The sequence below is a fragment of the Streptomyces sp. WZ-12 genome, assembly GCF_028898845.1.
Lineage (GTDB): Bacteria > Actinomycetota > Actinomycetes > Streptomycetales > Streptomycetaceae > Streptomyces.
On record NZ_CP118574.1, the window covers coordinates 2,566,789 to 2,589,858 of the forward strand.

General features: G+C 74.1%; 17 protein-coding genes and 3 pseudogenes. 16 read left to right on the forward strand and 4 right to left on the reverse strand.

Annotation, left to right across the window (positions count from 1 at the left end):
- Nucleotides 1-68: 68 nt before the first annotated feature.
- From PV796_RS10745 to PV796_RS10765, 7 genes and pseudogenes are all read left to right on the forward strand, one after another.
- On the forward strand, nucleotides 69-887 hold the full coding sequence (locus tag PV796_RS10745) for a peptidyl-tRNA hydrolase (RefSeq protein WP_274912727.1): 819 nt from the start codon (nucleotides 69-71) through the stop codon (nucleotides 885-887).
- 191 nt (nucleotides 888-1,078) lie between these two features.
- A pseudogene (locus tag PV796_RS42020) lies at nucleotides 1,079-1,276 on the forward strand (LysE family transporter); the annotation flags it as partial.
- A 34-nt stretch (nucleotides 1,277-1,310) separates the two neighbouring features.
- Nucleotides 1,311-1,739: a LysE family translocator gene (locus tag PV796_RS42025; protein WP_342456900.1), complete on the forward strand. Its 429-nt coding sequence runs from the start codon at nucleotides 1,311-1,313 to the stop codon at nucleotides 1,737-1,739.
- 282 nt (nucleotides 1,740-2,021) lie between these two features.
- A pseudogene (locus PV796_RS10755) lies at nucleotides 2,022-3,318 on the forward strand (DUF692 domain-containing protein).
- Between the two features lie 160 nt (nucleotides 3,319-3,478).
- Nucleotides 3,479-3,892 (forward strand): hypothetical protein, encoded by a 414-nt coding sequence (locus PV796_RS42030; RefSeq protein WP_342456901.1) that lies wholly within the window; start codon nucleotides 3,479-3,481, stop codon nucleotides 3,890-3,892.
- Nucleotides 3,838-4,287 carry a hypothetical protein gene (locus PV796_RS42035; protein WP_342456902.1) on the forward strand — a complete coding sequence of 150 codons (450 nt, stop codon included), beginning with the start codon at nucleotides 3,838-3,840 and terminating at the stop codon, nucleotides 4,285-4,287. Before PV796_RS42030 ends, PV796_RS42035 begins: the two co-directional genes overlap by 55 nt.
- Before the next feature lie 127 nt (nucleotides 4,288-4,414).
- Complete coding sequence (locus PV796_RS10765) at nucleotides 4,415-6,127, forward strand: alpha/beta hydrolase (RefSeq protein WP_274912728.1); 1,713 nt, start codon at nucleotides 4,415-4,417, stop codon at nucleotides 6,125-6,127.
- A gap of 87 nt (nucleotides 6,128-6,214) precedes the next feature.
- Here the strand turns inward: PV796_RS10765 and hemQ are convergent, their stop codons facing one another.
- Nucleotides 6,215-6,952 carry a hydrogen peroxide-dependent heme synthase gene (gene hemQ, locus PV796_RS10770; protein ID WP_274912729.1) on the reverse strand — a complete coding sequence of 246 codons (738 nt, stop codon included), beginning with the start codon at nucleotides 6,950-6,952 and terminating at the stop codon, nucleotides 6,215-6,217.
- Between the two features lie 2 nt (nucleotides 6,953-6,954).
- Nucleotides 6,955-8,445: pseudogene (gene hemG / locus PV796_RS10775) on the reverse strand (protoporphyrinogen oxidase); the annotation flags it as partial.
- A gap of 388 nt (nucleotides 8,446-8,833) precedes the next feature.
- On the opposite strand from hemG, the gene PV796_RS10780 reads away from it, so the two are divergent.
- The 3 genes from PV796_RS10780 (at nucleotide 8,834) to PV796_RS10790 (ending at nucleotide 13,091) form a co-directional block, all read left to right on the forward strand.
- Nucleotides 8,834-10,042, forward strand: a complete 1,209-nt coding sequence (locus tag PV796_RS10780) for a thiolase family protein (RefSeq protein WP_274912730.1) — start codon at nucleotides 8,834-8,836, stop codon at nucleotides 10,040-10,042.
- A gap of 105 nt (nucleotides 10,043-10,147) precedes the next feature.
- Complete coding sequence (locus PV796_RS10785; RefSeq protein ID WP_274912731.1) at nucleotides 10,148-11,602, forward strand: aldehyde dehydrogenase family protein; 1,455 nt, start codon at nucleotides 10,148-10,150, stop codon at nucleotides 11,600-11,602.
- A gap of 106 nt (nucleotides 11,603-11,708) precedes the next feature.
- Complete coding sequence (locus PV796_RS10790) at nucleotides 11,709-13,091, forward strand: FAD-dependent oxidoreductase (protein ID WP_274912732.1); 1,383 nt, start codon at nucleotides 11,709-11,711, stop codon at nucleotides 13,089-13,091.
- Nucleotides 13,092-13,112: 21 nt separating this feature from the next.
- On the opposite strand, the gene hemE is transcribed toward PV796_RS10790, so the two are convergent.
- Nucleotides 13,113-14,180 carry a uroporphyrinogen decarboxylase gene (hemE, locus tag PV796_RS10795; protein WP_274912733.1) on the reverse strand — a complete coding sequence of 356 codons (1,068 nt, stop codon included), beginning with the start codon at nucleotides 14,178-14,180 and terminating at the stop codon, nucleotides 13,113-13,115.
- A gap of 102 nt (nucleotides 14,181-14,282) precedes the next feature.
- Between hemE and PV796_RS10800 the strand changes: the two genes are divergently transcribed.
- The 6 genes from PV796_RS10800 (at nucleotide 14,283) to PV796_RS10825 (ending at nucleotide 21,392) form a co-directional block, all read left to right on the forward strand.
- Nucleotides 14,283-14,936 (forward strand): DUF3000 domain-containing protein, encoded by a 654-nt coding sequence (locus PV796_RS10800; protein WP_274912734.1) that lies wholly within the window; start codon nucleotides 14,283-14,285, stop codon nucleotides 14,934-14,936.
- Nucleotides 14,937-15,242: 306 nt separating this feature from the next.
- On the forward strand, nucleotides 15,243-15,905 hold the full coding sequence (locus tag PV796_RS10805) for a response regulator transcription factor (RefSeq protein WP_274912735.1): 663 nt from the start codon (nucleotides 15,243-15,245) through the stop codon (nucleotides 15,903-15,905).
- A gap of 83 nt (nucleotides 15,906-15,988) precedes the next feature.
- Complete coding sequence (locus PV796_RS10810) at nucleotides 15,989-17,263, forward strand: ribonuclease D (RefSeq protein WP_274912736.1); 1,275 nt, start codon at nucleotides 15,989-15,991, stop codon at nucleotides 17,261-17,263.
- 268 nt (nucleotides 17,264-17,531) lie between these two features.
- Nucleotides 17,532-18,752 (forward strand): thiolase family protein, encoded by a 1,221-nt coding sequence (locus PV796_RS10815; RefSeq protein WP_274912737.1) that lies wholly within the window; start codon nucleotides 17,532-17,534, stop codon nucleotides 18,750-18,752.
- Nucleotides 18,749-20,878 (forward strand): 3-hydroxyacyl-CoA dehydrogenase NAD-binding domain-containing protein, encoded by a 2,130-nt coding sequence (locus PV796_RS10820; RefSeq protein WP_274912738.1) that lies wholly within the window; start codon nucleotides 18,749-18,751, stop codon nucleotides 20,876-20,878. The genes PV796_RS10815 and PV796_RS10820 overlap by 4 nt, the downstream gene beginning before the upstream one ends.
- 115 nt (nucleotides 20,879-20,993) lie before the next feature.
- The gene (locus tag PV796_RS10825; protein WP_274912739.1) at nucleotides 20,994-21,392 is read left to right on the forward strand and encodes an NTP pyrophosphohydrolase; all 399 of its coding nucleotides are present in this window, start codon (nucleotides 20,994-20,996) and stop codon (nucleotides 21,390-21,392) included.
- 71 nt (nucleotides 21,393-21,463) lie between these two features.
- Here PV796_RS10825 and PV796_RS10830 read toward each other — a convergent pair whose 3' ends face one another.
- Complete coding sequence (locus tag PV796_RS10830) at nucleotides 21,464-23,038, reverse strand: amino acid permease (protein ID WP_274912740.1); 1,575 nt, start codon at nucleotides 23,036-23,038, stop codon at nucleotides 21,464-21,466.
- Nucleotides 23,039-23,070 lie beyond the last annotated feature (32 nt).

The following is a 23,070-nucleotide window of genomic DNA, read 5'->3' on the forward strand; positions in this document are numbered from 1 at the left end:
CGGGGGCGGGTGCGACGGCCGCCGTCGGCCGCGGGGCGCTGTCAGTGGCGGCTGGCAGACTGATCGATGTGACCAGTACCGAGACCGCCGGCCGCCCCGGCGAGCACAGCCAGCCCGACCGGACCGACCAGACGCCCACCGGTCAGACGCCGGCCGCCGAGGCGCGGGCCGACGACGCGCAGCCCGACGCCCGCGAGGAGCACGCCCAGCCGGCGCCGGAGTACGTGCTGCCGCTCGTGGTGCGCCTGGAGCGGGCCGCCCCGCCGCCGCGCACCGACGCGCTGGAGACCGCGGCGCGGGCCGTGCTCACGCTGCTCTCCGACGAGCGGGCCGCCGGAGCGGGCGAGTGGGCCCAGGCGGTGCGGGACTGGCAGGACTCCCGGATACGCAAGGTGGTGCGGCGGGCGCGCGGCGCGGAGTGGCGGCGGGCCGAGGCCCTGCCGGGCATCACGGTCACCGGCCGGGAGGCCGAGGTGCGGGTCTTCCCGCCGGTGCCGCTGGACGGCTGGCCCAAGGACCTGGCCCGCCTCCAGGTCTCGGGCACCGAGCTGGACGACCCCCAGGCGCCCGGAGAGCCGCCGGCCGGCACCCCGGTGCTGTGGCTCAACCCCGAGCTGGAGATGTCGGCGGGCAAGGCGATGGCACAGGCCGGGCACGGTGCGCAGTTGGCGTGGTGGGCGCTGTCCGCTGCGCAGCGGGACGCCTGGCGCGCGGCCGGCTTCCCGTTGGCGGTGCGGACCGCGGAGCCGTCGGCATGGGCCTCGTTGACCGGCGGCGGACTGCCGGTGGTGCGGGACGCCGGCTTCACCGAGATCGCCCCCGGCTCCTGCACGGTCGTCGCCGACCACCCGGCGCTGCGCGACGCACCGGTGCCGTCCGCCAGTTGACACCGGCCGGGCACCAACGGGTCTCCGGCTGATCACCGACTGACGGACGGCTGGCCCCGGCGGCCGAGGTTGGCGGTCGACGGCTGGCGGCCGACCGCGGCGAGCCGGCTCTCCGCACCCGCCGACGGCCGCTGGCCCCGAGCTCACTCCCCGCCGCCGGACCCACCGGATGCGGGACGTACCGTGTGCCCATGCTGACCTCCGTCATCGGCTTCACCCTGGTGGCCGCGCTGCTGACCGTCTCCCCCGGCCCGGACTTCGCGGTGGTCCTGCGGACCGCGCTCGGTTCCGGTCGGCGCGCCGCGCTGTGCAGCGCGCTCGGGATAGCCGCCGGCTGCTTCGTGTGGGGGCTGGCCGGGGCGGTCGGGCTGACCGCGATGCTGGCCGCCTCGCGGGCGGCGTACGACGCGCTGCGGGTCGCCGGTGCGCTGTATCTGGTGTGGCTCGGAGTGCAGGCGCTGCGCAGCGCCCGGCGCCGGCACGGCGCGGGCTCTGCGGAGTCCGGCGCCGGAGAGGCCCCGGCGGCCGAGGGCGCCCGCCGTCCCGGTTGGCCCCTGGCGGGCGTTCCGCACCGGACTGCTGACGAACATCCTCAACCCCAAGGTGGGCGTGGTCTACCTCTCCCTGCTGCCGCAGTTCATCCCGCACGGCGCCCCGGTGGTCGGCACGACGCTGCTGCTGGTGGGCGTGCACGCGGCGCTGGGCCTGCTGTGGCTGGGCGGCGTCACGCTGGCGGTGCACCGGGCGCGCCGGGTCCTGCAACGGCCGCGGGTGCGGCGGCGGTTGGACCAGGCCACCGGCGGCGTGCTGGTGGCACTGGGCGCGGCGGTCGGCTTCGAGGTCGCCCGCTGAGCCACACCGCCGAGCCGCAACGGGGCGCATCAGGCAAACCGGACGGACAGTCGGCCACCTCCCGCCCCTCCCCCGGCACCCCCGACGCCCAAAGCTCAACTCACCCTCTGAACCACGCGCCAGGACGCTTGGACCGCCCGCACGTGGTGAGAAGTACCGCAAGACCAGAGAAGTACCCCCGAGACGACGGGGAGTAGACGACCACGGGGCGTGGATGACCACGGGGCGCGGGCCGCGCAACACCGCGGCCCACACGAACACCGCGGACAACAGGGGGAAGCCATGGCGCACTTGGGCACGGGCATCGGCTGGCGGCCGGAGATCGCCGCGGAGATCGCCACGCTATCCGGGATCGACTGGGTGGAGGTGGTCGCCGAGAACGTCTGTCCCGGCCATCTCCCGGACGCCCTGCGGGAGTTGCGGGAGCGCGGGACCCCGGTGATCCCGCACGGCGTCTCGCTCGGCCTCGGCGGCGCGGACCGTCCGGACGCCGGGCGGTTGGCGGCGCTCGCCGAACGGGCCACCGCGCTGTCCGCCCCGTTGGTCACCGAGCACATCGCGTTCGTCCGGGCCGGCGGCCCGCTGACCGCGTCGCCCGTAATGGAGGCCGGTCACCTGCTGCCGGTGCCACGCACCCGCGACGCGCTCGACGTGCTGTGCGAGAACGTCCGGATCGCCCAGGACGCGCTCCCGGTGCCGCTGGCCCTGGAGAACATCGCCGCGCTGTTCTCCTGGCCCGACGAGGAGTTGACCGAGGGGCAGTTCCTGTCGGAACTGGTCGAGCGGACCGGCGTCCGGCTCCTCATCGACGTCGCCAACCTCCACACCAACCACGTCAACCGCGGCGAGGACCCGGCCGCGGCCCTGGACGCGCTGCCCGTCGAGGCGATCGCCTATGTCCACGTCGCCGGTGGCGTCGAGCGGGACGGGGTGTGGCACGACAGCCACGCGCACCCGGTGAGCCGGCCGGTGCTGGACGTACTGGCGGAGCTGTGCGCCCGGACCGATCCGCCCGGCGTGCTGTTGGAACGGGACGACGACTTCCCCGAGGGCGGCGAGCTGGCCGCCGAACTCGACGCGATCCGCGCCGTGGTGGAGGGAGCCCGTCGTGTCCGGGCGGCTTGAGCCGGCGGCGGACACCACCGCGGCCCGCGAACGGCTGGCGCTGGCGCAGGCCGCGCTGCTGTCGGCGCTGGTGGCCGGGACGCCCGCGCCGGAGGGCTTCGACGGGGCCCGACTACGGGTGCAGGGCCGGGCGTTGGCCGCCAAACGGGCCGCGGTCGTGGGCAAGATCGCCCCCGAACTCCCGGAGCTCCTCGGGGACGCCTTCCGGCCGGCCTTCCTCGACTACGCCCAACAGCGGCCGATGCGCGGCGGCTACCGCCAGGACGCCCTGGACTTCGCGGCGTTCCTCCTGGAACGCGACCGACCCGCCGACCCGTTGGCGCGGCAGCGGCTGACGCGCTGGTGGCGCGACCGGGCCGGTCCCCGCCCGCCGTCCGGCCGCCCCGCGGCCCGCCTCGCCCGCACCGCCGCCCGTCGCTCCCGCGCCCTGTGGCTCGCCCTGCGCCGCAGGTGAGCGGCGCGGGGCGACCGGCAATGAGGCGCACCCCGCCGGTCACCTCGAAGTGACCACCGTCCAACGGGAGTTCACTGCCGCTCGCGCCCCACGGAACGTCACGTCCACGTCACGAGAAGGCCGTAGCAGAATGCGGCCGCCGTCCCGTGGAACCTCGCTCATGTGGCTTCCCTTACTCCTCCTCGCCCGGGGTGCGGCGGTCGCCTCCTGCGCCCGCGTGTGCCGCACGGCGGTCGTCGCCGCCGGTCGGCCCCGGCACGGCGCGCCGTCCGCACCGGCGGACGACGCGCCCGCGGACGACACCCCGGCCGCCGTCGGCGGGCTCTCCCGCTACGAGTCCGCCTCCCCCCGGCGGCCGCACCGCCTCGCCGACGTGGCCCTGGTCCTGATGGCCCAGCAGCGGCGGCTCCACCTGGCCCACACCGGCCGGGCCACGCTCGTCGCCCCGGTCGGCCTGGACCCGGTCGAGCGCGCCGCCCTCACCGCCATCGGCCGGAGGGGCAGTGCGAGATACCGGCCGTGCGGCACGCCCTGTCCGGCGCCGACGCGGTCCACGGGCTGGCCGACCGGCTGACCCTCGCCGGCCTCGCGGCACCCGCGGCGGCCCGTAAGGAGATCGGCGCCGCGGTCCGCCAAGTACAGGGCGCCGCCCTCCTGGTGGCGCCGGCCGCCGGCGCGGCCTACTGGATGGCGCCCTCCGGCGCGGAAGCAGCGCCGGTGCTGGCCTGGTTCGCGCTCCCGCTCGTCCTCGCCCTGGGCACCTGGACCATCGCCCGCTTCGAGGTCCAACCGTCCACCGGCTGGGCCACCGAGGCCGGCGAGGCGCTGCTGCGGCGCGCGGCGCGCCGGGCTCTTCGGGGTAGGCGCCCGGGGGCGTCTTCGGGCGGGCTGACCGGGTTGGCGCTGCACGGGCCCGACGCGCCCGCGGATCCGGGTTTGCGCGCAGCCCTCCACTCTTCCGGGGCATAGCGCCCGACACCGCCGTACGGTGCTTTACTTCGCCACCAATCGGCCCAACTATCCCTTTTGTATGCCCACCGTGCGGCCCGTTGCTGCGGACCCCGCGCGCACCGCGCACCATACGAAGGGACGGCTCGTGAGAGCACTTGCGTTGTACGGCGCCCTCGGGTCGCTGGTCCTGACCGGCCTCGCCTCCCCACCGGCCGGCGGTGCCGTCCACGACCCGGCGGCGCCCCCCGCCCCCGTCCACCCGCTCGCCTTCGGCCGGTGCGCCGCCGTGGAGCACCTCCCGTCCGCCGTCGAGTGCGCCACCCTCACCGTGCCGCTCGACTACGCGCGCCCCAACGGCAAGAAGATCAAGCTGATGGTCAGCCGGGCCCGGGCCACCGCGCCCCACGAGCGGCAGGGCGCGCTGGTCTTCAACCCCGGTGGCCCGGGCGCCTCCAGCATGCAGTTCCCGCTCTACGGGGCGCTGCCGACCTGGCGCCGGTCCGCCCGCGCCTACGACTTCGTCGGCTACGCGCCGCGCGGGGTGGCGCCCAGCGATCCGCTGTCCTGCCAGGACCCGAAGACGTACGCCCAGGCACCCACCGACAGCCCGCACTTCCCCAGCACCGCCTTCAAGCGGAAGAAGGTCGCGGAGGCGAAGGCGTACGCCCGCGGCTGCGCCCAACGGGCCGGCGCCGACCTGCCGTTCTACAACTCGGTCAACAACGCGCGGGACCTGGACATGCTGCGGGCGGCGCTCGGCGAGAAGAAGCTGACGTTCATGGGCGCGTCCTACGGGACGTACTTCGGGGCGATCTACGCGACGCTCTTCCCCGGCCACGTCCGCCGGATGGTCTTCGACAGCGTGGTCAACCCCGAGCCCCGGCAGATCTGGTACCGCAACAACCTCGACCAGAGCAGCGCCTTCGAGCGGCGCTGGGGCGACTGGCTGCGCTGGGTCGCCAAGCACCACGCCACCTACCGCCTGGGCGACACCCCGCAGGCCGTGCAGCGCTCCTACGACAGCGCCACCGAGCGACTGCGCGACAAGCCGGTCAACGGCAAGATCGGCCCGGGCCAGCTCCAGTCGGCGTTCCTCAAGACCGGCTACAACGACGCGTTCTGGCCGATGCGCGCCGATGCGCTGTCGAAGTACCTGCACGGCGACGCCAAGCCGCTGATCGCCCAGGCCCTGCCCGGCGGCGACGCCAAGGCCGAGGAGAACTCCAACGCCGTCTACACGGCCGTCGAGTGCAACGACGCGACCTGGCCGCGCGATTGGCGCATCTGGGACCGGGACAACACCGTGCTGGCCCGCACCGCGCCGTTCGAGACCTGGGACAACGTCTGGATGAACCTGCCGTGCGCGTTCTGGCCGGACCACCGGCAGTCGGCGGCCCAGGGCGTCGAGGACGCGGCCCGCACCACCGCCGACCGGGCCACCGAGGGCTCCCCGTCCGGCAGTGAACTGGCCGACGCCTCCCAGCAGGTCGCCGCCACCGACCTCAACGACGCGCTGCACGGCCAGCACGGCCCGCTCGACATCCGCACCGAGCCGGGCGCGCTGCCGCCGGTGCTGCTGCTGGCCGCCGAGCGGGACGCGGCGACGCCGTACACGGGCGCGCTAGAGCTCCAACGGCGGCTGCCGGGCTCGTCGTTGGTCACCGAGCGGGGCGCGGGCACCCACGGCATCGCGCTCGGCGACAACGCCTGCGTGAACGCCTACGTCGAGACGTACCTGCTGCGCGGGAGGGTCCCCGGGCACCGGGTGTACTGCGGTCCGCGGGCCGAGCCGGTGCCGGGGCAGGCGCTGCGGCGCTCCCGGCCGGCGCTGGTGCAGCAGATGAAGGGGAAGAAGTAGCCGGCACCCCGGAGAGTCACCGCCGCACGGGCCGCCCCCTGACGAGGGGGCGGCCCGTGCGGCGGTGTTTCCGGGGTGTGCGGTCGGTCAGGCCAGGCCGGCGATCAGCTCGGCGACCGGCTTGCGGCGACCGGTGTAGAAGGGGATCTCCTCGCGGACGTGCCGGCGGGCCTCGGAGGCGCGCAGGTGGCGCATCAGGTCGACGATGCGGTGCAGTTCGTCGGCCTCGAAGGCGAGGATCCACTCGTAGTCGCCGAGCGAGAAGGAGGCGACGGTGTTGGCGCGGACGTCGGGGAAGCCGCGGGCCATCTTGCCGTGGTCGGCGAGCATCCGGCGGCGGTCCTCGTCGGGGAGGAGGTACCAGTCGTAGGAGCGCACGAAGGGGTAGACGCTCACGTAGTCGCGGGCGTGCTCGTCGGCCAGGAAGGCCGGGATGTGCGACTTGTTGAACTCGGCGGGGCGGTGCAGCGCCATGTTCGACCACACCGGCGCGAGCGCGCGGCCCAGGCGGGTGCGGCGGAAGCGGTTGTACGCCTCCTGGAGGTCGTCGGAGTTCTCCGCGTGCCACCAGATCATCACGTCGGCGTCGGCGCGCAGGCCGGAGAGGTCGTAGGTGCCGCGGATGACCACGTCCTTGGCGGCGAGCTGGGCGAACAGCTCCTCGACCTCGTCGGCGTAGCCGGACCGGTCCTCGGGGAGGACGTCGCGCAGCTTGAAGACCGACCAGAGGGTGTAGCGGATGACCTCGTTGAGGTCCTTGGCCTTCTTGCCGGCGTTGGGGATCTTGTCGGAGGCGGGGGCGGAAACGTCTGTCATGTCGTCCATTCTCACTCGCTGCCGGCGGCGTCCGGCGTCAGGGTCGGGAGGAGCTCGTCGGCGGCCCGGTGGGCGGAGGAGATGCAGGCCGGGATGCCGACGCCGTCGTAGAGCGCGCCGCAGACCCGCAGCGGGCCGGGCAGGCCGGCGACCGCGGTGCGGATGCGCGCGACCCGGTCCACGTGGCCGACGGCGTACTGCGGCAGCCCGCCGGTCCAGCGGGTGACGGCGGTGGCCACCGGGCGGGCGGCCAGGCCGACCGCCTCGCCGAGGTCGGTCAGGGAGAGCTTGACCAGTGCGTCGTCGTCGCGGGCCAGGTCGGCCTCGTCGCCGTGGCGGCCCAGGGAGGTGCGGAGCACGAAGAGGTCCGGGTCGGCCTCGGCGATCCAGTTCCACTTGTGGCTGGCGAAGGTGGACGCCTTGATGCGGTGGCCGTCAACGGGCGGGACGAGGAAGCCGCTGCCACTGGGGACGGCGGCCAGGTCGGCGCGCCGGAAGGCCATGGTGACCAGCGCCATCGAGGCGTACTCGACGGGGTCCAGGGCGTCGGCGGCGACCGGGCAGTCGGCGCGGAGCAGGCGGGCCGCGGCCGGTGCCGGCGCGGCCAGGACCACCGCGTCGGCGGTGAGCGTGCGGTCCCCGGCCCGGGCCCGCCAGCCGTCCTGGCCGGTCCAACGCAGCTCGTGCACGGGCGTGTCCAGCAGGATCTCGCCGCCGGCGCGGCGGACCGCGCCCGCGACCGCGCCGGGCAGGGTCCCGATGCCGCCGGCGATGCCCATGAAGACCGGGCCGTTGGCCGGCCCCCCGGGGGCGGCGGCCGCGGCGCGCTCCGGGAGGGCCCGCACGCCCTCGATCAGCGAGCCGCCGCGCCGCGCCGCCTCGAAGAGCTGCGGGACGGCGGCGCGCATCGAGATGCGGTACGCGTCGCCCGCGTAGACCCCGCCGAGCAGCGGCTCGACGAGCCGGTCGACGACCTCGCGGCCGAGCCGGGCGGCGACGTACTCGCCGACCCCGACGTCGGCGCCGGCGTCGGTCGTCGGCAGCGTCCGGTCCTCCTCGATGCGGGCCAGGCCCTCCGGGGAGAGCACGCCGGAGGCGGTCAGCGGCGCCAGGTCACCGGGGACGCCCATCACATGGCCCTTGGGCATGGGGCGCAGCGCGCCGCGGGTCCACAGGGAGGCGGTGGCGGTGCCGGGCGGCTGGAGCCGGTCGCCGAGGCCCACGGCCCGCGCCAGGTCGACCGCCTCGGGGCGCCGGGCCAGCATCGACTCGGCGCCGAGGTCGACCGGGACGCCGGCGACGTCGCCGGCCAGCAGCTTGCCGCCGAGCCGCCCGGACGCCTCCAGCAGGGTCACCCGGGCCCCGCCCTGGAGCAGCCGGTGCGCGGCGGCCAGGCCCGCGATCCCGCCGCCGATGACCAGGACATGACCGGGCACCCGGTCCGTACCGCTGTGCGCTGTGCTCATGTCCTCCACTCTCTCAGAGGCCGTTCGGCCCTCCCGGAGCCGGGCCGTTCGGACGCCGTTGCCGGGCCTCCGGGTCGCGGCCCCTTCGGCTGCCGAACGGCACCCCACCTCCGCCACGCCCGCCCAACCGGCGTCGCGTTCCGGCCACTTGGGGCCGCCCGGTTACCGCACGCTCCGGCGGCCGCCTACGGGGAGGAGGGAACGGCCGCGCGCCTACGGGACCCAGCCGGCCCTCCCCGCCCCCGGTTCACGCCGGGCAGGCCCCCCGCCCGGTACCCGGCCGCTCCCCCGAGGCTGGCCGGTCGCCCCGTTGACACCGGGCGGTGCCGGGCAAAGACTCGGTGCGGCGGGTGGCGATCTTCGTACCGCCCGGCCGCCGAGCCGGTACCGCGAGGATGAGCGAAGACAGCGAGGACACAGCCTGATGACCGAGCCACACCTACCGGACGCCGTACGGGACGTCTACGTCGTCGACGCGGTACGGACTCCCGTCGGCAAATACGGGGGCGCGCTCGCCGGGGTGCGCCCCGACGACCTCGCCGCCCATGTGGTGCGCGCTCTGGTGGACCGCACCCCGGACCTCGACCCGGCCCGGATCGACGACGTCTACTTCGGCGACGCCAACGGTGCGGGCGAGGACAACCGCAACGTGGCCCGTATGGCGGGGCTGTTGGCGGGGCTCCCGGTGAGCGTGCCGGGCGTGACCGTCAACCGACTGTGCGGGTCCGGGCTGGAGGCCGTCATCCAGGCGTCCCGGGCCGTCGCGCACGGCGACGCCGAGATCGCGGTGGCCGGCGGCGTGGAGTCGATGAGCCGCGCTCCGTACGTGCTGCGCAAGCCGGACCGGGCCTTTCCCGCGGGCCATCAGGAGATGTTCTCCTCGACGCTGGGCTGGCGGATGGTCAACCCCAAGATGGCACCGGAGTGGACGGTGTCGCTGGGCGAGGGCGCCGAGTTGATCGCCGACCGGCACGACCTCAGCCGGGAACAGCAGGACGTGTTCGCGCTGGCCAGTCACCAGAAGGCGGTGCGTGCCTGGGCGGCCGGCGACTACGACGCCGAGGTGGTGCCGCTGCCGGGGGTGGATCTGGCCCGGGACGAGACGGTCCGGGAGAACTCCTCCCTGGAGGCGCTCTCCAAGCTGAAGCCGGCCTTCCGCACCGAGCGGGGCACGGTCACCGCCGGGAACTCCTCCCCCTTGAACGACGGCGCGGCCGCGCTCCTGTTGGTGAGCGAGGAGGGGCTGCGGGCCACCGGGCGGGAGCCGCTGGCCCGTATCCGGGCGAGCGCGGTGTCCGGCATCGAGCCGCAGTTGTTCGGGCTCGGCCCGGTGGAGGCGGTCCGGCGGGCGCTGGGCCGGGCCGGGCGGGGCTTCGGCGAGCTGGCGGTCTGCGAGCTCAACGAGGCGTTCGCGGCCCAGGCGTTGGGCTGCCTCGCCGAGTGGCCGGAACTCGACCCCACGGTGGTCAATCCGCGCGGCGGTGCGATCGCCATCGGGCACCCGCTGGGCGCCTCCGGGGCCCGGCTCGCCGGCGCGGTCGCCCACCAGCTCGCCGCGCGGGGTTCGGGCACCGGCCTGGCCGCGCTGTGCATCGGCGTGGGGCAGGGGTTGGCGATGGTGTTGGAGCGCTAACGGGTCGGGCCGCCCGCCCGATCGCCGTCCGGCGGGCGCGCTCCGCCGCCATGGGGCACACTCGTTGACCACTCAACAGTCTTCGTTCTCCCGGAGGTTGGCGCGATGGCCCTGCTCGATTCCAAGGACTGGCGCTCCCTGCGCGGCGGCCCGGCCGAGGCGGTGGAGCCCGCGACGGGCCGGGCGCTGGCGGAGCTGACCCTGGCCGCGCCCGCCGATGTCGCGGACGCCGCCGACGCCGCCGCGGCGGCCCAGCGGGACTGGGCGCGCAGACCGTACGCGGAGCGGGCCGCGGTGCTGCGGCGGGCCGGCGACCTCGTCCACCGGCATGCCGAGGAGATCGCCGAGTGGCTGGTCCGGGAGGCCGGCAGCGTCCGGGGCAAGGCGGAGTTCGAGATCCGCACCACGGCCGAGGAGTGCTACGAGGCCGCGGCGCTGGCCCACCGTCCGCTCGGCCAGGTGCTGCCCTCGGGCGCGCCGCGGCTGTCGTACACCACGCGGGTCCCGGCCGGCGTGGTCGGCGTGATCGCCCCGTTCAACGTCCCGTTGGTGCTCGCCGTCCGGTCCGTCGCCCCGGCGCTGGCGCTCGGCAACGCGGTGGTGCTCAAGCCCGACCCGCGGACGGCGGTGTGCGGCGGTCACGTCCTGGCGGCGGTGTTCGCCGAGGCCGGGCTGCCGGCCGGGCTGTTGCACGTGCTGCCCGGCGGCGCGGACGCCGGGCGGGCGCTGGTCGAGGACCCGCGGGTGCGGATCATCTCCTTCACCGGCTCGACCGCGGCCGGCCGCAGCGTCGGCGCGCTGGCCGCGCAGCACCTCAAGCGCGCCCATCTCGAACTGGGCGGCAACAGCGCCTTCTTGGTGCTGGACGACGCCGATCTGGACGCCGCGATGCCCACCGCCGCCTGGGCCTCGTTCTTCCACCAGGGCCAGGTCTGCATGACCGCCGGCCGGCACCTCGTCCACGCCTCGCTCTACGACGAGTACGTGGCGCGGCTGGCCGCGAAGGCGGACGAGCTGACCGTCGGCGACCCGTTCCGCGCCCAGGTCCACCTCGGCCCGGTCATCGACCGCGGGCAGCTCGACAAGATCGACGCGCTGGTCCGGGAGAGCGCCGCGGCCGGTGTGCGGATCGCCGCCGGCGGCACCCACCAGGAGCTGTTCTACCGGCCGACGGTCCTCGCCGACGCGGGCCCGTCGGCCGGGCCGAGTCCGGTGGGCGCCTCCCCCGCGTACGGCCAGGAGGTCTTCGGCCCGGTGGCGCCGGTCCGCGCCTTCGGCTCCCTCGACGAGGCGGTGGCACTGGCGAACGAGTCCTCCTACGGGCTGGCACTGGGCATCGTCACCCGCGACGTGGCCCGCGCCCTGGAGCTCGCCGACCGGATCCCCACCGGCCTGCTGCACATCAACGACCAGACCGTCAACGACGAACCGGTGGCCGCCTTCGGCGGGTTGGCCGACTCCGGGACCGGCTCCCGCTTCGGCGGCGAGGCCAACCTCGACGCGTTCACCGAGACCCGCTGGACGACGGTGCGCGCGACCCCGGCCCCGTACCCGTTCTGAACCGGCCACCGGCGCCGGTCCCGCGCCCCGGAGCGCCGCCGCACGATCATGGGCCGAGGACGAGGACGACAACGCCGACGAGGGCGAGCGAGAGGACGTGGTGAGGATGGCGGAGCGACTGGTGGTCGTCGGCGGCGATGCGGCGGGGATGTCCGCCGCCTCGCAGGCGCGTCGGCTGAAGGGCCCGGACGAGCTGACCATCACGGCCTTCGAGCGCGGCCACTTCACCTCGTACTCCGCCTGCGGCATCCCGTATTGGGTGGGCGGCGAGGTGGCGGGGCCGGACGCCCTGATCGCCCGGACTGCCAAGGAGCACCGGGCCCGGGACATCGACCTCCGGATGCGCACCGAGGTCGTCGAACTCGACCTGGACCGCGGCCGGGTGCGCTGCCGGGACCTGGAGGACGGCGGCCGCGAGTCGTGGACCGGCTTCGACGCACTGGTGCTGGCCACCGGGGCGCGCCCGATCCGCCCGCCGCTCCCGGGCATCGACGCGCCGGGCGTGTACGGGGTGCAGACGCTGGACGACGGGCAGGCGCTGCTACGGGGCCTCCAGGGGGCGCCGGGCCCGCGGGCGGTGGTGATCGGCGCCGGCTACATCGGCGTGGAGATGGCCGAGGCGCTGATCCACCGCGGCTTCGAGGTGACGGTGCTGGACCAGGCCGCCCAACCGATGTCCACGCTCGACCCGGACATGGGGGCACTGGTGCGCGCCGCGATGTGTGAGATGGGCGTCGAGGTGGTGACCGGCGCGCGGGTCACCGGCGTGCTGACCGGCGCGGACGGCGGGGCCCGCGCGGTGGTGACGGAGGACGCCGAGTACCCGGCTGACGTGGTCGTGCTGGGCCTGGGCGTCCGCCCGGAGACCACCCTGGCCGAGGCGGCCGGGCTGCCGCTGGGCGCGTCCGGGGGCCTGCGCACGGATCTGGCACTACGGGTGTCCGGTCAGGACCACATCTGGGCGGGCGGTGACTGCATCGAGGTACGCGATCTGCTCACCGGCGAGTACCGGCACATCGCGCTGGGCACCCACGCCAACAAGCACGGCCAGGTCATCGGCGCCAACGTGGCCGGCGGCTATGCGACGTTCCCCGGGGTCGTCGGCACCGCCGTCAGCAAGGTCTGCGACCTGGAGATCGCCCGCACCGGGTTGCTGGAGAGCCAGGCCCGGGCCGCGGGGCTGCGGTACGTCAGCGTCACCATCGAGTCCACCAGCCGCGCCGGCTACTACCCCGGCGCCCGCCCGATGCACGTCAAGATGCTCGCCGAGCGCCGTACGGGGCGGCTGCTCGGGGTGCAGATCGTCGGGCGCGAGGGCGCCGGGAAGCGGGTGGACATCGCCGCCGTGGCGCTCACCGCGGGGATGACGGTCACTCAGATGACCGCCCTGGACCTGGGCTACGCCCCGCCGTTCTCGCCGGTCTGGGACCCGGTGCTGGTCGCGGCCCGCAAGGCGGACGCGGCGGTGCGGGCGGCCGGGACTCACTGACGGTCCCGGCCGCGGCCCGCCTCAGCGCGCGGTCTGGGTGTGGACGTACTCCACGAGCCGGGTCAGGGCGTCCGGGTCGGTGGTGGGCAGCACGCCGTGGCCGAGGTTGAAGACGTGGCCTTCCAGGCCGGCGGCGGCGTCCAGGACCTCGCGGGCCTTGGTCTCGACGGCCTCGCGCGGGGCGAAGAGCACCGCCGGGTCGATGTTGCCCTGGAGCGCCTTGCCGGGGCCGACCCGGCGGGCCGCCTCGTCCAGCGGGACCCGCCAGTCGACGCCGACCACGTCCGCGCCGGCCTCGCCCAGCAGGCCGAGGAGTTCGCCGGTGCCGACGCCGAAGTGGATCCGCGGGACGCCGTAGGAGGCGACCGCGTCGAAGACCTTCGCGGAGGCGGGCATCACGGAGCGCCGGTAGTCGGCCGGGGCGAGCGCGCCGACCCAGGAGTCGAAGAGCTGGACGGCGCTGGCGCCGGCCTCGATCTGCACCTTGAGGAAGGCGGCGGTGATGTCCGCGAGCCGGTCCAGCAGGTCGGCCCACAACTGCGGGTCGCCGTACATCAGGGCCTTGGTGTGCTCGTGGTTGCGGGACGGGCCGCCCTCGACGAGATAGCTGGCGAGCGTGAACGGGGCGCCGGCGAAGCCGATCAGCGGGGTGCCGCCGAGCTCGCGGGTGAGCAGGCCGATGGCCTCGGTGACGTAGGGGACGTCGCCGGGCTCCAACGGGCGCAGCCGCTCCAGGTCGGCGCGGCTGCGGATGGGGTTCTCGACGACCGGGCCGACGCCCGGCTTGATGTCGAGGTCGATGCCGATGGCCTTCAGCGGCACCACGATGTCGCTGAAGTAGATGGCGGCGTCGACGCCGTGCCGGCGCACGGGCTGGAGCGTGATCTCGGTGACCAACTCGGGCCGCATGCAGGAGTCCAGCATCGCGACGCCCTCGCGGACCTTGCGGTACTCGGGGAGCGAGCGCCCGGCCTGACGCATGAACCACACCGGCGTGTGCGGCACCGGCTCGCGCCGGCACGCCTTGAGGAAGGCCGAGTCGTACGTCGCGGTCTGCGGGTGGCCCGTAAGGGCGTCGTTGGCACTCACGCGGCAAATCTTCGCACGCGCCCCGGGACACCTCCGAATGGGCGACGCGCGCACCGGGTGTCCTCCCCGTATGAGCGCCGTCTTCCGCCTACCCTTCCGGGCATGGCTGCGGCTCAAGAACACCTCGCGGACAGCGCGGACGAGACCCCGATCCCCTTCCGTCAGGCGGTCGAGGCGCTCCGCGCGGCACGGCTGCGGCCGGAGATCGAGACCAGCCCGACACCCGCACCGAAACGGCTTGCCCCGTATGCCTACGCGCTGGAGGCCGCGGTCGTCGAGCGCGGGGCGGGCCCGGACGGCGAGGACCGGGACCTGGCGGACGGCCGGTTGGTGGTGCTGCACCAGCCGGCCGGCGACGAGACCTGGCACGGCACGTTCCGGGTGGTGACGCTGGCCCGCGCGGAGTTGGAACCGGAGATGGGCACCGACCCGCTGCTGCCGGAGGTGTCCTGGTCCTGGCTGACGGGTGCGCTGGAGGCGCGCGGGGTCCACTACGGCGCGCCGAGCGGCACGGTCACCCGGGCCGGTTCGCACTACTTCGGCGAGCTGGCGGCGCGAGAGCCGGCGACCCAGATCGAGATCCGGGCGTCGTGGACGCCGGCCGAGGGGCCGGGCGGGGTGCCCGACCTCGCGGCGCACCTGGCGGCGTGGTGCGACCTGTTGTGCCAGGTGGCGGGGTTGCCGCCGGCCCCGGAGCCGGCGCCGCGCGGCGGGGTGGTGGCGCTGCCGCAGCGCCGCGGCCCGCAGACCCGCTGACGGGCCGTCCCCGACGACGAATCGACAAGGTGCCGCGCCCCCGGACGGTCCGGGGGCGCGGCACCTTGTCGATTCGTCGCTTCCGCTTCCGGACGGCATCGCGTACGCCTGTGATCACCTCGATGCGCACTCGTGCCCACCTTGATCGCTCACGCATCCGATTTGCCCGAATTGCCCCTAACTAAATCGTGATCAAACTCTAAAGTCCCGCCGGATTGCTGCCGAAGAGGTCAGTGACCCTTCAAACACGGATCATTCCGGCTTTCCCCAGTCGGCTTCCGTCCCCGCCACTCCCCAGGAGGCCCGGTGTCAGTTCTCCTTGAGCAGCCTTCGAGCCTGGTCGCCTACCGCCCGAACAAGCCGACCGCCATGGTCGTCGTGGCCGACCCTCGCGTCCGCTCCACCGTCACCCGTCACCTGTGGGCCCTCGGCGTGCGTGACGTGATCGAGGCGTCGTCCATCGCGGAGGCCCGTCCCCGCGTCGGCAACCCGCGCGACATCTGCGTGGCCGACGTCCACCTTCCCGACGGCTCCGGCCTGACCCTGCTGTCCGAGACCCGGGCGGCCGGCTGGCCCAACGGCCTGGCGCTGTCCGCCGCCGACGACATCGGCGCGGTGCGCAACGCACTCGCCGGCGGCGTCAAGGGCTACGTCGTCACCGGCACCCGCACCAACCTGGGCCTGCCGGGCCGGCCGGGCGCCACGCCGATCGGCGCCAACGCGGCCCGGATGCAGCGCCGTCCGCCCGGCGCCCCGGGGCACCCCGGCGGCTACCGCGAGCTCTCCGGGCGCGAGGTGGAGGTGTTGCGGCTGGTGGCGGAGGGCCAGTCCAACAAGGCCATCGGCGTCTCGATGGGGCTGTCGGCGCTGACCGTGAAGAGCCACCTCGCGCGCATCGCCCGCAAGCTGGGCACCGGTGACCGCGCCGGCATGGTGGCGGTCGCCCTGCGCACCGGCATCATCCACTGAAAAACCCCGCCGCCCGACCCGTCTCGCCCGTCGAGGGAACATTCCCCCGACGGGCGACGTGCATCCACAGATACCCTTGACTGGTGACCGACGCCCAAAAGACCGCAGCAGACATGACACTGCGAGCACCCGGAGAATCACCTCCGGATTCCCGACCGGCGCCGGTACCCCTACTGGAACCCCGTGAGGGCATCCCCCCGGTGACCGCCAGCGGCGAGGCGCTCGCCGATATCGTCGCCGCCTTCGCCACCGGCCACGGACCGGTCGCGGTGGACGCCGAGCGCGCCTCCGGCTACCGCTACGGACAGCGCGCCTATCTCGTCCAGCTTCGCCGCGAGGGTGCCGGCAGCGTGCTGATCGACCCGGTCGGCTGCCCCGACCTGGCCGCGCTGGGGCAGGCGATCACCGACGCCGAGTGGGTGCTGCACGCCGCGACCCAGGACCTGCCCTGTCTGCGCGACATAGGGATGGTCCCCGCCCGGATCTTCGACACCGAGCTGGCCGGGCGGCTGGCCGGCTTCGCCCGGGTCGGCCTGGGCGCCATGGTCGAGAACGTCCTCGGCTACGCCCTGGAGAAGGGCCACTCCGCCGTCGACTGGTCCACCCGCCCGCTGCCCGAGCCGTGGCTGCGCTACGCCGCGCTCGACGTCGAGCTGCTGGTGGACCTGCGCGACGCGCTGGAGGAGGAGCTGGACCGGCAGGGCAAGTTGGAGTGGGCCCGGCAGGAGTTCGCGGCCATCGCGGCCGCTCCCCCGGCGCCGCCCCGCAAAGACCCCTGGCGCCGCACGTCGGGGATGCACAAGGTGCGCCGGCGCCGGCAGATGGCGGTCGTGCGGGAGCTGTGGACGCTGCGCGACCAGGTCGCCCAGCGGCGCGACGTCTCGCCCGGCAAGGTGCTCGGCGACGCCGCGATCGTCGAGGCCGCGCTCCAACTCCCGCCCAACGCCCATGCGCTGGCCGCACTCTCCGGTTTCGGGCACCGGATGGGCCGGCGTCAGCTTGAGCAGTGGCAGGCCGCCGTCGACCGCGCCCGGGCGCTGCCGGAGAGCGAGCTTCCGCAGCCCGGCCAGCCGCTCAACGGGCCGCCGCCGCCCCGCTCGTGGGCCGACAAGGACCCCGCCGCGGCGGCCCGGCTGACCGCCGCCCGCGCGTCTGTGACGGCGCTCGCCGAGCAGTTGAACCTCCCTCAGGAGAACCTCATCACCCCGGACACCGTGCGCCGGGTGTGCTGGGAGCCGCCGGCGGGCCCGACCCCGGAGACGGTCGCCGAAGTCCTCACCGGACACGGCGCCCGTCCCTGGCAGATCGAGCTGGTCGCGCCGCTCCTCACCGAGGCACTGCAGACCAACAGCTCCTGACGCGGGCCCCGACGCCCCTCAACCGACGGCCCCGGCCGCGCCCCCACGGCGCGGTCGGGGCCGTCGGCGTTCCCGGCGTGCTCCGCGTTTGGGGTCCGCCGCGCGCGGTTCACCGGGCCCGGAGGGTTCCGGCCGGTGGGCGGTGTGACGTTCACCGCTCCCGGCGAGGGGGGTGTGCAGCATGGTTACCCGTAAGTAGCATGTGGGTGTGACGCGTCCTCCGGGCGCGCCCGCAGCAGTGCCATCCCGCACCTGGAGGAGAGCCAACGTGCCTCGTACCGCTAGGGACGTCGTCTTCGTCGACGGCGTCCGCACCCCGTTCGGCAAGGCGGGCCCGAAGGGCATTTACCACGAGACCCGCGCCGACGACCTGGTCGTCAAGTGCATCCGGGAGCTGCTGCGCCGCAACCCGGACCTGGACCCGGCCAAGATCGACGAGGTCGCCCTCGCCGCCACCACCCAGATCGGCGACCAGGGACTGACCCTGGGCCGCACCGCCGCCATCCTGGCGGGGCTGCCGCAGTCGGTGCCCGGCTTCTCCATCGACCGGATGTGCGCCGGCGCGATGACCGCGGTGACCAGCATCGCCGGCGGGGTGGCCTTGGGTGCGTACGACGTCGCGGTGGCCGGCGGTGTCGAGCACATGGGGCGGCACCCGATGGGCGAGGGCGTGGACCCCAACCCGCGGTTCGTGAGCGAGAAGTTGGTCGACCAGTCCGCCCTGTTCATGGGCATGACGGCGGAGAACCTCCACGACCGGCTGCCGCAGATCACCAAGCAGCGTGCCGACGAGTACGCGGTGCGCAGCCAGGAGAAGGCCGCGAAGGCGTACGCCGACGGCAAGATCCAGGCCGACCTGGTGCCGATCTCGGTGCGCCGCACCAACGCCGAGGGCGGCGAGACCGGTTGGGGCCTGGCCACCGCCGACGAGCCGATGCGCCCGGGCACCACGCTGGAGAACCTCGCCGGTCTGAAGACCCCGTTCCGCCCGCACGGCCGGGTCACCGCGGGCAACGCCGCCGGCCTCAACGACGGCGCCACCGCCTCGCTGATCGCCGCCGAGGACGTCGCCCGCGAGCTGGGCCTGCCGGTCAAGATGCGGTTGGTGGACTACGCGTTCGCCGGCGTCGAGCCCGAGGTGATGGGCATCGGCCCGGTCCCGGCGACCCAGAAGGCGCTGGCCAAGGCCGGTCTGACGATCGACGACATCGGCCTGTTCGAGATCAACGAGGCGTTCGCCGTCCAGGTGCTCTCGCTGCTCGACCACTACGGCATCGACGACGACGACCCGCGGGTCAACCAGTACGGCGGCGCCATCGCCTTCGGCCACCCGCTGGCGTCGTCCGGCGTGCGCCTGATGACGCAGCTCGCGCGGCAGTTCGAGGAGCAGCCGGAGGTCCGCTACGGCATCACCACCATGTGCGTCGGCTTCGGCATGGGCGGCACGGTCATCTGGGAGAACCCGCACTTCGAGGGGGCAGGCAAGTGAGCACCACCGCTGAGCTGTTGAAGGGGGCGGCCGAGCTGTTCCCCGACGAGGTCGTGACGCAGGCGCACGTGCGCCACCTCGACCTCCCCAAGGGCGCGGGCCGGTTCGCGCTCATCACGCTGGACAACGGCCTGGACCACACCAAGCCGACCACCTTCGGACCGCAGTCGCTGGCGAACCTCAACGTCGCCATCGACCAGGTGGAGAAGGAGGCGGCGGACGGCGCGATCGTCGGTGTCGGCATCACCGGCAAGCCGTTCATCTTCGCCGTGGGCGCCGACCTCAAGGGCGTCGAGCTCCTCAAGCGGCACGAGGACGCGCTGGCCATCGGCAAGGGCGGCCACGACGTCTTCAAGCGGCTCTCCGCGCTGGCCGTGCCGACCTTCGCGTACTACAACGGCGCGGCCATGGGCGGCGGTGTCGAGGTCGGTCTGCACTGCACCTACCGCACCGTCTCCAAGGCGCTGCCGGCCTTCTCGCTGCCCGAGGTCTTCCTCGGCCTGGTGCCCGGCTGGGGCGGCTGCGCGCTGCTGCCGAACCTCATCGGCGCGGACAAGGCGATCTCGGTGATCATCGAGAACTCGCTCAACCAGAACAAGCAGCTCAAGGGCCAGCAGGTCTTCGACCTCGGCATCGCGGACGCGCTGTTCGAGGGCGCGGACTTCCTGGAGCGGTCGCTGGACTGGACCGCGTCGGTGCTGACCGGGCAGACCGAGGTCAGCCGGACCGAGGTGGACCGCGGCGAGGCGTGGGACGCGGCCGTGCAGCGCGGCAAGGAGATCGCGGACGGCAAGGTGCACGGCGCCGCCCCGGCCGCCTACCGCGCGCTGGACATCATCGCGGCCGCCAAGAACGGCGACCTGCGACAGGGCTTCGACGCCGAGGACCAGGCGCTCGCCGACCTCATCATGGGCGGCGAACTGCGCTCCGGCATCTACGCGTTCAACCTGGTGCAGAAGCGCGCCAAGCGGCCGGCCGGCGCGCCGGACAAGTCGCTGGCCCGTCCCGTCACCAAGGTCGGTGTGGTCGGCGCCGGCCTGATGGCCTCGCAGTTGGCGCTGCTGTTCGCCCGCCGTCTGGAGGTCCCGGTCGTCCTCACCGACATCGACCAGGCCCGGATCGACAAGGGCGTCGGGTACGTCCACGGCGAGATCGACAAGCTGCTGCTCAAGGGCCGGGTCAACCAGGACAAGGCGAACCGCCTCAAGGGCCTGGTCTCCGGACACCTCGACAAGGCCGCCGCCTTCGGCGACGCGGACTTCGTCATTGAGGCCGTCTTCGAGGAGATGGGCGTCAAGCAGCAGGTGTTCGCGGAGGTCGAGGCGGTGGTGCCGGAGCACGCCGTGCTCGCCACCAACACCTCCTCGCTGTCGGTCACCGAGATGGCCTCGAAGCTCAAGCACCCCGAGCGGGTCGTGGGCTTCCACTTCTTCAACCCGGTCGCGATCCTGCCGCTGCTGGAGATCGTCCGGGCCGAGAAGACCGACGACGCGTCGCTGGCCACCGCCTTCTCCGTCGCCAAGTCGCTGAAGAAGACGGCGGTGTTGGTGAAGGACGCCCCGGCGTTCGTCGTCAACCGCATCCTGACCCGCTTCATGGGCGAGATCCAGAACGTCATCGACGAGGGCACCCCGGTCGCCACCGCCGAGAAGGCCGTCGAGCCGCTCGGGCTGCCGATGTCCCCGCTGGTGCTGCTGGAGCTGGTCGGCCCGGCGATCGGCCTGCACGTCTCCGAGACGCTGCACGGCGCCTTCCCGGAGCGCTTCACGGTCTCCCCGAACCTCAAGGCCGTCGTCGAGGCCGGCAAGCGCGGCTTCTACGTCTACGACTCCGGCAAGCCGGAGTTGGACCCGGAGGTCGCCGCGCTGCTCAAGCAGGGCGACGCGGTGCTGACCGAGGAGCAGGTCCGCGACCGGGTGCTGGACGCCGTCGCGCAGGAGATCGGCCTGATGCTGGACGAGGGTGTGGTGGCCGAGGCGCAGGACATCGACCTCTGCCTGATCACCGGCGCCGGCTGGCCCTTCCACCTGGGCGGCATCACGCCGTACCTGGACCGTGAGGGCGTCTCCGAGCGGGTGACCGGGAAGAAGTTCCTGGCTCCGGGGGTCGCGAGCGTTCCGGCGTAACGGACCATCGCAGCGGGGAAGTTGGCGCGCGGACCGGCTCGGTGGAGCCGGTCCGCGCGTCGTTCGGGTGCCGGGCGCGGGCGGTCGGCGGCGCCGCGCGTGGCAGGCTGGCGGCATGGATTCCTTGGTCGTCGTCGATGCCGCGAACGTCGTCGGTTCGGTGCCGGACGGCTGGTGGCGGGACCGGCGCGGGGCCGCCGAGCGGCTGCGGGACGCGCTGGTCGAGTACGCCGCGACGGGGCTGCCCGGGCTGGTCGAACCGCCGCTGGAACTGGTCTTGGTGGTGGAGGGCGCGGCGCGCGGGGTGGCGTCCGTGCCGGGCGTCCGGGCGGTGTCCGCGGACGGCAGCGGCGACGACGCGATCGTGGCGCTGGTGGCCGACGAGGGCGCGGGGCGGGACTGCCTGGTGGTGACCGCGGACCGCGGGCTGCGTCAGCGCGTGCAGGCGCTGGGCGCCCGCGTGACGGGCCCGCGGGCGGTTCGGGGTGGCTCGGGACGGTCCGGCGCCTCGTAGTCGCGCAGCGCGGCGCCTGCGGCCGCGCGGGGTCAGCGAGGGTCCGTGCGCCGCCCCCGGTTGGCGAGGGGCTACGGTCGGGCGCCGGCCGCGTCCCGCTGGCGCTGGCGGCTGGCGAGGCGGCTGTGGCGCTGCCCGTAGACGAAGTAGAGGACGAAGCCGGCCGCCATCCAGACCGCGAAGCGGAGCCAGGTCTCGGCGGGCAGGTTGAGCATCAGCCAGAACGAGGCGAGCACCGACAGCAGCGGCACCGCCGGGACGAACGGGGTGCGGAAGGCGCGCGGCAGGTCCGGGCGGGAGCGGCGGAGCAGGACCACGCCGATGGCGACCACGGCGAAGGCGAACAGCGTCCCGATGTTGACGAGTTCGGCCAGCACGTCGATGGAGGTGAAGCCGGCGACCACCGCGACCACGATGCCGAGGGCGATGGTCGACCGGTGCGGGGTGCCGAACCTCGGGTGCACACGGGAGAAGACCTGGGGCAGCAGCCCGTCCCGGCTCATCGCGAAGAACACCCGGCTCTGGCCGAGCAGCAGGATCATGCAGACCGACGTCAGGCCGACCGCCGCGCCGAAGCTGATCAGGCCCGCGTAGAAGGGGTGGCCGACGTGCTTGAAGGCGTCGGCGAGCGGGGCGTCGACGGAGAGCCGGTCGTACTTCTCCATGCCGGTGACGACGACGGAGACGGCGACGTAGAGCAGGGTGCAGATGGCCAGCGAGCCGAGGATGCCGCGCGGCACGTCGCGCTGCGGGACACGGGTCTCCTCGGCCGCGGTCGCCACGATGTCGAAGCCGATGAAGGCGAAGAAGACCACCGCGGCCGCGGCGAAGATGCCCATCACGCCGAAGTGGGACGGGGTGAGGCCGAAGAGCAACTGGGAGAGCGGCGCGGCCAGTCCGCCGCCGGCGGGGGTGGGTTTGCTCGGCGGGATGAAGGGCCGGTAGTTGGCCCCGGTGACGAAGAACGAGCCGGCGATGATCACCAGCAGCACCACGGTCACCTTGATGCCGACGACCACCGTCGTCACCCGGGAGGAGAGCTTCATGCCGAGCACCAGGACGGCCGTGATGACCAGGACGAGGATGCAGGCGAGCAGGTCGAAGCCGAAGTGCCCGCCGTGGCTGCCGGAGAGCGCCGGCGGCACGTGCAGCCCCGCGGAGTCCAGCAGCGAGCGCACATAGCCGGACCAGCCGACGGCCACCACCGCACAGCCCAGGGCGAGTTCGAGGATCAGGTCCCAGCCGATGATCCAGGCGGGCAGTTCACCGAGGGACGCGTAGGCGAAGGTGTAGGCGGAGCCGGCGACCGGCACGGTGGAGGCAAACTCCGCGTAGCACAGCGCCGCCAGCGCGCAGACCACGCCGGCGACGACGAACGAGACGGCGACGGCGGGGCCGGCCTGCTCCTTGGCGATCTTCCCGGTGAGGACGAAGATGCCGGTGCCGATGACCACACCGACGCCGAAGACGGTCAGGTCCAGCGCCGAGAGGGACTTCTTGAGGGCGTGCTCCGGCTCCTCGGTGTCCCGGATCGACTGCTCGATGCTCTTCGTCCGCAGCACGCCGCGGTCGCGGCGCGTGCGGGTGCGGGGCGCGAGCGGCCCGTTTCCGGGTGCCTCTCCCCGTGGTCCCTGCTGTGTGCTCATGGGCGAACCTCCGCCTGGACGGCCCTCGCGAC

What these genes read in the sequence shown, in the direction of transcription:
- PV796_RS42030 (WP_342456901.1), top strand. Translation starts at nt 3,479, where the DNA reads ATGTGGCTTCCCTTACTCCTCCTCGCCCGGGGTGCGGCGGTCGCCTCC.
- hemQ (WP_274912729.1), bottom strand. Translation starts at nt 6,952, where the DNA reads ATGGACGACATGACAGACGTTTCCGCCCCCGCCTCCGACAAGATCCCC.
- PV796_RS10780 (WP_274912730.1), top strand. Translation starts at nt 8,834, where the DNA reads ATGACCGAGCCACACCTACCGGACGCCGTACGGGACGTCTACGTCGTC.
- PV796_RS10785 (WP_274912731.1), top strand. Translation starts at nt 10,148, where the DNA reads ATGGCCCTGCTCGATTCCAAGGACTGGCGCTCCCTGCGCGGCGGCCCG.
- PV796_RS10790 (WP_274912732.1), top strand. Translation starts at nt 11,709, where the DNA reads ATGGCGGAGCGACTGGTGGTCGTCGGCGGCGATGCGGCGGGGATGTCC.
- PV796_RS10800 (WP_274912734.1), top strand. Translation starts at nt 14,283, where the DNA reads ATGGCTGCGGCTCAAGAACACCTCGCGGACAGCGCGGACGAGACCCCG.
- PV796_RS10825 (WP_274912739.1), top strand. Translation starts at nt 20,994, where the DNA reads ATGGATTCCTTGGTCGTCGTCGATGCCGCGAACGTCGTCGGTTCGGTG.
- PV796_RS10830 (WP_274912740.1), bottom strand. Translation starts at nt 23,038, where the DNA reads ATGAGCACACAGCAGGGACCACGGGGAGAGGCACCCGGAAACGGGCCG.